Genomic DNA, 10,674 nt, shown 5'->3' with positions numbered 1-10,674 from the left:
AACCGGCAGGCCCCACCCTGGATCCTGTTCCGCAAACCGGCCGCTGACGAGCCCTTCATGAGTCCGCTCGATGACCAGCTTCACCCCCGCATCGTCGATCCCGGCAACCCCGCTCTCCCAGAGGTCGCCCCGAAGCGAATCCAGCGCGCGCGCTTTCATCTGGCCGCGCATCTCTCCCGCCCGGACCGCGAATTCCTCTTCCGTGGGGTGATGAATGCCCTGCGCCGCCAGAGATGCGCGCACGGACCCGCTGTCCGGCTCCCCTTCTCCGCCAGCCAGCACACGCAGCCGTCGGACGAGGACTTCGTCTTCTCCCTGGGAGAGGAACTCCTCCGTCTCCCGGTTCCCTTCCTGAACCATCTCTCGCGCGTACTGCGTGAGCAGCATTCGATCGATGGTGCGGTTCAGGAAGTCGAGGCGATCCGCGCGCGTTCGAAGACTCGGCTTGTTGGAAGGGGCGAGATTCGCGTAGACGAGACGAAGATCGGCCACGGTCAGCGCCTCGCTGCCGATCACGGCGACATGATCGCTCTTTAACTTCCCGCACGACGCGAAGGCGAGCAGCATCAGACAACAGGCAGCCCGGAGGACGCGCTCGCGGCTCATACCGACCCCCGCGCCAGGTCTTCCAGCAGCCTGCGAAGGTAGACCCCGGCCATCCGCTTCCGGTACGCCACCGGCATCGTGGTATTGCGACGCGGATTCGCTCCCGCCTGCACTTTCCCGGCGACATCGTCCAGAACTTCCGCGAGCGGGCGACCCTTGGTTTCGGCGGAGTAGTCCACGAACTGCGGCACCACATCGAGCGCGGTCGTCGCCACGCGAAACTCGCGGAGCGCCCCGTGGCTCCCGAAGCGAACGGCGGCCGCCACGCCCATCTCGGGGTAATCCATGGCCTCTCTCGGACGGAGCTTGCGGTATCCCGCACGAAGGCCCGCGGCCTCCTCCGGGATAAGAACCGCCGTCAGGAGTTCACCCGTCCGAAGGACATTCCCCGAGATCCCGTCACCCTGGAAGAAGTCCGACAGCGGTACGGTCCTCCGCCCGGACGCGGAAGCGATTTCCAGGGACGCGCCGAGCACCATCAGTAGCGGCGCCAGATCCCCGGAGTAGGCCGCGTAGCAGGTCTCCGTTCCCGGAACCACGAGGCACTCGTCGCCCTCGGCCTTCATGCAGGGAGTTCCCGCGCGCCGCCACTCGAGCGTCTGGTTGAACCAGAAGCAGCGGTGATCCGCGAGGAGGTTTCCTCCGATCGTGGCCGCATGGCGAATGACGGGCGACGCCACCTTCGCCGCCGCCTCCGCCAACGCGGGAACGCTGCGCCGCAGACCCGGATCCCGCTCCAGCGACGAAAGCCGCTCCATGGCGCCGATCCGTCCGCCACAAACTCCGCGAAGTTCCTCCACGGCGTCGAGGGCAATGACATGTGGTTTCGCGTTCAGCCGGTTCTTGTAGTTCTGCAGGAGATCCGTTCCGCCGCCGAGGAAGTCCGCGCCCGGCCCGAGGTCGTGCGCAAGCCGGACGGCTTCGTCCACGGTGGCGGGCCGGTGAAGCCGGAACGCGGGAAGAATCATGACGCGGCCCCTTCCCGAACGGCCGCCTGCGCGCGAGCCTTGCGGTCCATCGCGGCCAGCACGCGGTCCGGCGTCATGGGAAGTTCCGTCAACCGGACACCCACCGCATCGTGCACCGCGTTCGCGATCGAGGGGAGAATCGGAAGGAGCGGTCCCTCCCCCGCCTCCTTCGCGCCGAAGGGTCCCTCCGGGTCCTTCGACTCCACAATGATGACCTCCACCGCCGGCATTTCCACCGGCCCGGGGATCTTGTAGTCGAGAAGGCTCGGGTGACGCGGAACGCCCTTGTGCAGCGTGAACGACTCCGACAGCGCCTGCCCCATGCCCATGTGCAGACAGCCCTCGATCTGCATCTCCACGGCCAGCGGGTTCAGCGCGCGCCCGCAGTCGTGCGCGGCCCAGACATGAACCGGTCGCACGAATCCGGTCTCCTCGTCCACGCGCACCTCCGTCACATATGCCTGAAAGCTGTACGAAGGCGAAAGCCCCGCCGCCGCTCCCTTGAAGTCCCCGCCCATGGGAGGTGCGTCCCCGTAGGTTCCCTTCGCAATCAGCGCCCCATTGTCCGCCAGCGCTTCGGTGAGCGCCTCGTCGTACGACACGCGAATGGCCGGGTCCGGCAGGTAGACCACCTCTTCGCCGCGTGTGTCGAAGCCCTCCACCGGGGAACCCGTCTGTCGCGCGGCCGCGGCGCACAGCTTCGCGCGGATCTTCTCCGCCGCGGCGCGGGCCGCGTTCCCGGCCATGAAGGTCACGCGGGAACTGTAGCTGCCGAGGTCGATCGGCGCATGATCCGTGTTCCGGCAGTACACCCGAATCCGATCGAAGGGAAGCCCGAGCACTTCCGCGACGCACTGCGCCAGCATCGTGTCCGACCCCTGCCCGATCTCCGCCGCCATCGAGTGGACCGTCACCCCGCCGTCCATGTCGATCTTCAGATGCACGGTCGACTGCGGAAGCCGGTTCCGGTGGATTCGGTGCGCCGATCCGGAAATGTAGAATCCGCACGCAATCCCGATCCCCTCGCCCGACGGCAGGCGGCCATGCTTCTCCTTCCAGCCCGAAGCCTCCATCGCCCGCTCGATGCACTCCCGGGTGCCGTTCGATGTGATGCGAAGGCCGTTCAATGTGGTCGTGTTTTCGGGAAGCAGGTTCGCGAGACGGAACTCCGCCGGGTCCCTCTTCGTCTTCTCCGCCAACCGGTCCACCAGTACTTCGAATGCGAAGCGGGAGTTCACAGCCCCGTGCCCGCGCATGGCACCGCAGGGCGGCTTGTTCGTAAAGACGCGACGGCCTCGGTAGCGGAAGTGGTCGAACCGATAAGGCCCGACGGACAGCACCCCGTTGTAGTAGGAGGTCACCACGCCAAAACTCCCCCATGCGCCTCCGTCGATCAGCGCATCGAGGTCCAGCGCGGTGAGTTTGCCTTGTGTGTCGCAGGCCGCGGAGATGGTGGTCGTGGTGGGGTGTCGGCCGTGATTCGTGAGGAAGACCTCTTCCCGGTCAAAGCGGATCTTCACCGGGCGGCCCGTCTTTCGCGAGAGCAACGAGACAATCATCTCATGCGGGAACGGGTCCGACTTGCCGCCGAATCCGCCGCCGATCATGGGACGCACCACGCGAATCCTGTGCATCGGCATCTCCATGACCTTCGACAGCGCACGATGCAGGTAGTGCGGCACCTGCGTGGCGGACCAGATGGTCAGGCGCCCTGTCGGGTCCAGATGCGCAATCGCGCAATGCGGTTCCGTAAACGCATGGGTGACTCCCACAAACCGGAACTCCCCTCCCTCGACATGCGCGGATTCCGTCATGGCGGTGTCTACATCACCAAACTCCTGAAGCACTTCCTTGTGAAGATTGGAAGCGTGCCGCGTCCCGGCGTGGATCTTGTGTTCGGTCGGGATGTCCTGGAGCGAGTCCTTCGGCTTCAGGAACACCGGGAGCGCTTCGTACTCCACGCGCAGAGCGTCGAGCGCGGCCAACGCGATCTCTTCCGAATCCGCGGCCACGGCAGCCACCGCATCGCCAACATAGCGGACCTTCTCCACGGCCAGCGCCGTCTCGTCCTCCGAGATCGGAAGAACGCCGAACTTCCCCGGCGCATCCCGGCCCGTCACCACCGCGCGGACCCCCGGGAGAGCCTCTGCGGAAGCGGCATCGATGGACACAACGCGGGCGTGTGCGTGGGGACTCCGGAGGATCTTCCCGACGAGCATCCCGGGGAGGCGAATGTCATCCGTATAGACCGCTCTCCCCGTGACCTTGTCCACGCCGTCAATCAGCGGAACACGCCGACCCACACCGTGCGGCGAGCGGGGGGGTTCGCCGGCGCCACTCACGACGATTCTCCTCCGGTGGGTGCTGGATCCGAAAGGTCCTTCGCGGCGGCCGCGATTGCTTCGATGATCTTCACATAGCCGGTACAGCGGCACATATTGCCGGAGATCGCGCGGCGGATTTCGTCGGTAGTCGGATCCGGGTGCTCTTTCAGAAACGCCAGCGCCGTCATGATGAACCCCGGCGTGCAGTACCCGCACTGCGAGCCGCCATGTTCGTGAAGGGCGCTCTGGAGCGGGTGGAGGTCCACTCCGGGCGGTGCCACGCCTTCGATGGTCAGGATTTCGCGCCCCTCGGTCAATGCGGTCAGCGTAAGGCAGGCGAGCATCGGTGCGCCGTCAATGAGCACCGTGCAGCACCCGCACGCTCCCATGTCGCAACCCCGGGTCGTGCCGGTCAGGCCCAGGTCATCTCGAAGCGTATCCAGCAGGACATCCGCCGGACGCACGGCCACCTCGTGCATCGCGCCGTTCACACTCAGCCGAACCACGACCTTCGCGACCGCGTCACTCGGCGGGGCCGGGTCGGGAACGGAGTCTGTCCGGGTCATGGGCGGCCTCCCGCAGTGGTTGTGGCCAGAGCGAACGGCGACACGATACACCACGCACCGCCGCTCTTGCGAGAACTTGAACGCCACACCTGCCGGAGCCATCCGACGCGCTTGAGGGGTGTCCTTGCCGTGTGGTATCCTCGGCGGATGATGGTGAAGCGCCTCCCCCCGCTCCCGACCTTCCGGCGAACTGCCCTCACTGCTCTCGCCGTGCTGATGGTCGCTGTCCCCATTCGGGACACCCCTTCGCCCGACCCCGCGACAAGACCTCGCGCCGGAGCAAACCGCCAGCGTGCGTTCTTTGCGGACTGGCATCATCCACACGGAACGCTCCTTCCGGCGGAAGTCGTCGAGCGAATCCACCGGGAAGTGCGCGCGGTCCCGGAAGCGGAGATCGCCCGGGGCGCGGAAGGCGAGTGGCAATCCCTCGGACCGCACGGCATCGAGACGCCGGCGGGCCAGCAGGTCACCGGGCGCGTTCTCGACCTGGAGCCAAGGGCCGACGGGTCTCTTCGCGTGGCCTCAGCAAGCGGCGGACTCTGGCGTACAGGTCCCATCTTCTCCGCGCCGCTGTCCGACAGTCTTCCCAGTCTCGCGATCGGTTCATTCGCCACGAACCCGAACGACGCCGATGACATCCTGGTTGGAACAGGGGAACCGCATCTCCGCGCGGGGGCGGGACTCCATCGAACGACCGACGGCGGCGGCAGCTGGCAGGAAGTCCCGATCGACAACGGACAGGGATGGTTCGCCGAGCCCTCTTCCTACTACCGCATTCGGTACGATCCCAATGATCCCGCCGTCATCCATGCGGCAACGAACGAAGGTTATTACCGCTCTACCAACTCGGCGGCGTCTCTGGTGCGTATGCTGGGAGGCGATGCCACCGACCTCGCCATCGTCCCGGAGAATCCGACCGTCCTCTATACAGCTCGCCACGGAGACGCCATCTACCGGTCTCCCGACGGCGGCGACACCTGGGTGAAGCTCGATCAAGGCGGCGCGCCGATATCCGATGTCGGGCGAACAGCCCTCGCGGCCAGTCCCGCGGATCCGGACCGGGTGTACGCATCGGTCGCCAGGGACTCCGACAACCGGCTTCTCGGGATCTTCCGTACGACAGATGCGGGGCGCACCTGGGACGACATCTCGCCGGGCACAAACCACCTCGGCGAGCAGGGCTGGTACAACAATGTCATCGCGGCCTGCCCGACGAATCCGGACATCGTCCTCGCCGGAGGCGTCGTGCTTCTCCGCTCGACCGACGGCGGCGACAACTGGACGAATCTGGGGGTTGCGGTCGTTCATGTGGACCAGCACGCCATCGCCTGGAGCCCTGACGGAGCGTCGGTGTGGGTCGGCAACGACGGCGGGTGGATCCGTTCCACCGACCAGGGAGCCACCTGGAGCGACGAGTTCAACACGCTGCCGATCACCCAGTATTATCATGTGGGAGTGTCATCAGACGACTTCTCCGTCCTGGGTGGCGGGACGCAGGACAACGGGATCTCCCTCACCGTGGACAGCGGAGCTCTGTGGAGCCGCATGTTTCCGGGAGATGGCTGCGACTTCGCGGTCGACGCGGGGAACTCCGCCAACCTCTGGGTCACGAACGGCCTGTACAGCGGAGATCTTCCGTTCCACCGAAAGCGATCCACCAACACCGGCGGCAGTTGGGGAACCATCAACAACGGCTTGCCGCCTACTTCCTACGGGTGGCCGAAGATTGTGCAGGATGGCGGTTCCCCGCCGTGGCTCTACACAAACTCGGGGGGAGAGGTGTACCGATCCAAGGACGCGGGCGACACATGGCGTCTCCTGAGTCCCGGTGAGCTTCCCCACATCGTCGGTGACCTCGTCGCTCCCCGCCGGACCATTCTCCATGGCGATGTCCTGTACGCCAGCCTCGGATGGCCCGCGACCAGCGCCAAGGTACAGGTCTACCGGCAGGGCATCTGGGAGGAGCGGTCCGGCGGCATCCCGTCGTCGCAGCGAGTGCGTCGCATATCACTCCGACCCGCGGATCCCTCTCAGGCGTGGGCCGTCATGAACGGAACCGGGGAATCCGGCGGCATGGTATTCCGCACCACGGACATGGGCGTGGCATGGACGGACATCACCGGCGACCTCCCGAACCTCCCGCTGGCCGACCTCATCCCCCATCCGGTGGACGACAACATCCTCTACCTGGCCTCGCAATACGGCTGCTTTCGAACCACGGACGGCGGCTCCACCTGGTTGCGCTGGAACGAGGGGATGCCGGGGGCCGCAATCGTCACGGATCTGGAGTGTGTGAACCGATGGTCCATCGACGGGACATTCCACATCATCGCGGGAACCTACGGGCGGGGAGCGTGGGGCCGGACGATCACCGACGGAGGGACGACGGCCGTTCCCCTCGTGCCGACAACGAACCGCGACCTCACCCTCTCGCGCCCGACCCCCAACCCGGCATCCACCCACGCGACGATCCGCTTCCACCTGCCTCGCGAAGCAAGCGTCCAGTTGACGATCCACGATGTGGCAGGCCGGCGCGTCGCGTCCGTCCTTGATGAGACGCGTGCATCGGGAGACCACTTCGTGAACCTCCCGGTAGGCACCCTCCCACCGGGCATCTTCTTCGTGAGACTCCGGGCGGGAGAGCTGGTGGCCTCCGAACAGTTGACTCTATCCAGGTAGAGAACTCCTGTTTCTCTGCGCCCGTTCCGATTGAACAGACGCTCTCAAGTCCGCTATGATCGTCTTCGTCCGCTTTCCTCCTGTCGGAACTGCGCGGCCGCGATGTCGGAGCGTAACCCGTCGCTCCCCCGTACCGGACCCGGCAAAACTCTCACTTATCTGACCCGGTATTCTCCTTTCTTGCCGCCCGTTCTGATTGAGCGCGCACCGTCGGTTGTGATACACTTGGTTGTTGGCTGTCGTATGCGTCTCGAACCACGCAGACTGAAGCGCAAAGTGTCTCGATCGGCGTGCTCACTCGTGTGTTCGATCCCCATCATCCTGGAGTGCTTCCATGCGTATATTTCGACTTGCGGTTCCTTCGGTACTGCTGACCGCCCTGCTTCTCTTCGCGTCCGGCCTGGTGCCGGGTCCGGCGGACACCACCCTCCCGGATGCGGAGTCGGAAGTCGTGGAATCCCCCATTGCCATGCCGCCCGAGGAGCCCGCGAAGGGACCGGATCAGGAGCGCTGGTTCTTCAGCGAGTGGCACCACCCCTACGGCAATGTCCTTCCGCGCGAAGTACTTGACGGAATCTGGGACGAAGTCGAGACGATCCCCGCCGAAGACATGGTAGGCCCGCGCGCCATCAACTCGTGGGACTGCCTGGGGCCGTGGGGAATGGATGTCCCTTCCACCGGCGCGAAGTACACCGGGCGCGTTCTCGACATCGAAGTACCCTCCGGTGCGGCAACGCGCATCGCATCCGCGAGTGGCGCCCTCTGGTCGTTCTTGTGGTTCATTCCGTACCCGATGACGGACGGCCTGACCAGCCAGGCGATCGGTTCGTTTGCGACGGATCCCCTGGACTCCGACCACATCTTCGTCGGCACGGGGGAACCCTTCATTCGCGCGGGAACCGGTCTCTGGGAAACCACCGACGCCGGAGGCAGCTGGACGCATGTTGCTCTCCCCGTCGAGCCAACCTCCTTCTTCCGGATTCGCTACGACCCCACGAACACGAACATCATCCACGCGTGCACCGGACACGGGTACTTCCGCTCGACGGACAACGGGGGTTCGTGGAATCGGATCCTGACCGGGTGGGTTTCGGACATCTCCGTCAGCCCGACTGCGTCGAATGTCATCTACATGGGCCGATATGGCGCCGGCGTGGCCAAGTCCACCGACAGCGGAGCATCCTGGACGCTTCTCGTCGATGGGAGCGGCACGCTCCCCACCACGGACCTGGGGAGGATCGCTGTCTCCGTGTCCGGCACGACCTCGCAGGTCGTCTACGCAGCCATCGTCGATGTGACGGACCACAACACCCACGGCGTCTACAGGAGCTCAAACGGCGGTTCCACCTGGTCGGATGTGACTCCACCCAGTGCCTACCACTGGGGCCAGGGCTGGTACAACAATGTCATCGGAGCTTCGCCCACCGACCACAACATTGTGTTGGCGGGCGGCGGCTCCCTCTGGAGAACCACCGACGGAGGAACGAACTGGGCAGAGGTCGCGGACTCGGATGTCCATGTGGACCATCATGCCATTCGCTGGCACTCCGACGGCACCCGGGTCTGGGAAGGGAACGACGGCGGGTGGATCTACTCTGATGATGCGGGCGCCACCTGGTCTTCGTCCAGCAACTTCCTCCCGATCACCCAGTATGTGCACATCGACGCCGCACTGAGCGACGCCCGGATCATCGGGGGCGGAACACAGGACAACGGCATCCCCATGACGACCGACGGCGGATCCAGCTGGACCTTCGCCTCCGGGGGGGACGGAAGCGCGATCTCGGTCCACCCGTCCAACCCGGACAAGATCTGGATGACGAACGGAGTCTACGGAGGCGACTGGTCGTTCCGCAGACTCTTCTCGACCGATAGGGGTGTGAACTGGTCCCACATCAACACGGGCATCGACCCGTCGGGGATGTGGTGGCCCATGATCCTCCACGACAGCTACGCGGGAACCCCGTGGATCTACACCAACTCCGACACCTGGGTGTACCGCTCCACCGACGAGGGCTCCAACTGGGCGAAGCACAACGCCGCGGCCTTCCCGGCAAATGTGTCCAACATCTCCGTCGCCAAGTGGAGCGGTTCGACGAACATCTACGCCTGCCTGGCTTCCTCGACAGCGGGGCAACGCCTTCAGGTGTACGACGGGGCGTGGGTGGAGAGAAGCGCGGGACTTCCCGCCGGAGAGCGGGTGCGCCATGTCGCTCCGCATCCATACGGCTCCCACGAGGCCTACGCGGTCATGAACGGACTGTCGACACCGGGGGAAAAGGTCTACAAGACGACCGACCGCGGCCAGAACTGGGCCAATGTCACCGGGAACCTCCCCAATGTTCCGGCGTCGGATGTCATCGCTCACCCGACGGACCCGAACAAGCTCTACCTTTCGTCCGAGATGGGCTGCTTCCGCACGACGGACGGAGGCACACTCTGGCACCGCTGGAACAATGGGATGCCCGGCGCCAACATTGTCACCGAACTTGCCTTCATCGACAGTCTGTCAACGGTGGGCCGGTTCTATGTGGTCGCGGGCAGCTACGGCCGGAGCATCTGGCAACGCGAGATCACGGGAGATGATCCCGTCGATGTGGATGAGATTCTCGCGTCCGCCGAAGCCTTCGGTCTGGACCAGAACTTCCCCAATCCGGCCAATGCACAGACCGCGATCGCGTTTGCGGTTCCGCGTGACGGCAAGGTGGACCTGTCGGTATTCGATGTCGCGGGGCGTCGCGTGAAGACGATCATCAGCGACGATCTCCCGGCGGGCCGCCACGAGTACACGCTCGACACTTCACGCATGGCGGCGGGGGTCTACTTCTACAAGCTCCAGACTCACGGGAAGGAGCAGACGCGCAAGCTCATCATCGTGAGGTAGAGCAGCCGCTGGAAGAGGACCGCCGAAGCCCCCCGGAGCAATCCGGGGGGCTTCTTGCGTCCGGGAGAGAGTGGCCGCTACCGCAGCAGCGTCACGCGCGAGTCCGCGTGCACCGTGCCGCCACGCAGGCGCAGAAAGTACACGCCTGACGGCTGCGGAGAGCGTGCCGCGCCGCGCAGGAAGGGCCGCCCCGCGCCGTGGCGAAGCGGCCCCTGCACCACCTGCCGCCGGCCCCGGGGGGAGGGGAAGGCCGCCGGCCGGACCTCGTCGATTACTTCAGGCGGAGCATCTTCCGCGTGAAGGTGTTCCCGTCAGCATCGAGGCGGTAGAAGTAAATACCGCTCGCCACCGGACGCCCCGCGCCGTCCCGGCCATCCCACGCGACACGATGCCAGCCGATCGGCATCTGCCCGCTGAAGACCTTCGCCACGCGGCGACCCGACACATCAAACACGGACAGGTTCACCTCGCCCTCTCGCGCCAGTCCGAAGGAGATCTCCGTCGACGCACCGAACGGGTTCGGGCGGTTCCCCGTGAGTTCGGTCGCGATCGGCGCGCCCGCTACGAAGTCCGCGTCCGTCGCGCCGCTTCCGTAGGTGAGGCGCAGACACCACTGGTTGAGTGTTCCGGTGTCGGCTCCCGCGTTG

General features: G+C 65.6%; 8 protein-coding genes. 2 read left to right on the top strand and 6 right to left on the bottom strand.

Going from position 1 to position 10,674, the window contains the following annotated elements:
• The 4 genes from QF819_10920 to QF819_10905 form a co-directional block, all read right to left on the bottom strand.
• A partial coding sequence (locus tag QF819_10920; protein MDP6803661.1) for a hypothetical protein occupies positions 1-606 on the bottom strand: 606 nt, incomplete at its 3' end.
• The gene (locus QF819_10915) at positions 603-1,574 is read right to left on the bottom strand and encodes an FAD binding domain-containing protein (GenBank protein MDP6803660.1); all 972 of its coding nucleotides are present in this window, start codon (positions 1,572-1,574) and stop codon (positions 603-605) included. The genes QF819_10915 and QF819_10920, both read right to left, overlap by 4 nt.
• The gene (locus QF819_10910; protein MDP6803659.1) at positions 1,571-3,916 is read right to left on the bottom strand and encodes a molybdopterin-dependent oxidoreductase; all 2,346 of its coding nucleotides are present in this window, start codon (positions 3,914-3,916) and stop codon (positions 1,571-1,573) included. Before QF819_10910 ends, QF819_10915 begins: the two co-directional genes overlap by 4 nt.
• Positions 3,913-4,464 carry a (2Fe-2S)-binding protein gene (locus QF819_10905; protein MDP6803658.1) on the bottom strand — a complete coding sequence of 184 codons (552 nt, stop codon included), beginning with the start codon at positions 4,462-4,464 and terminating at the stop codon, positions 3,913-3,915. Before QF819_10905 ends, QF819_10910 begins: the two co-directional genes overlap by 4 nt.
• Before the next feature lie 66 nt (positions 4,465-4,530).
• Here QF819_10905 and QF819_10900 point away from each other — a divergent pair, with 66 nt between their 5' ends.
• Positions 4,531-7,143, top strand: coding sequence for a T9SS type A sorting domain-containing protein (locus QF819_10900; GenBank protein MDP6803657.1), 2,613 nt, complete (start codon positions 4,531-4,533; stop codon positions 7,141-7,143).
• A 334-nt stretch (positions 7,144-7,477) separates the two neighbouring features.
• The gene (locus QF819_10895) at positions 7,478-10,027 is read left to right on the top strand and encodes a T9SS type A sorting domain-containing protein (GenBank protein MDP6803656.1); all 2,550 of its coding nucleotides are present in this window, start codon (positions 7,478-7,480) and stop codon (positions 10,025-10,027) included.
• Positions 10,028-10,104: 77 nt separating this feature from the next.
• On the opposite strand, the gene QF819_10890 is transcribed toward QF819_10895, so the two are convergent.
• Both QF819_10890 and QF819_10885 read right to left on the bottom strand, forming a co-directional pair.
• Positions 10,105-10,248 (bottom strand): hypothetical protein, encoded by a 144-nt coding sequence (locus tag QF819_10890; GenBank protein ID MDP6803655.1) that lies wholly within the window; start codon positions 10,246-10,248, stop codon positions 10,105-10,107.
• 50 nt (positions 10,249-10,298) lie between these two features.
• A partial coding sequence (locus tag QF819_10885) for a FlgD immunoglobulin-like domain containing protein (GenBank protein ID MDP6803654.1) occupies positions 10,299-10,674 on the bottom strand: 376 nt, incomplete at its 5' end.

Source organism: Gemmatimonadota bacterium (assembly GCA_030747075.1).
Classification (GTDB): Bacteria; ARS69; ARS69; order ARS69; family ARS69; genus ARS69.
This window is presented reverse-complemented; position numbering and strand designations above follow the sequence as displayed.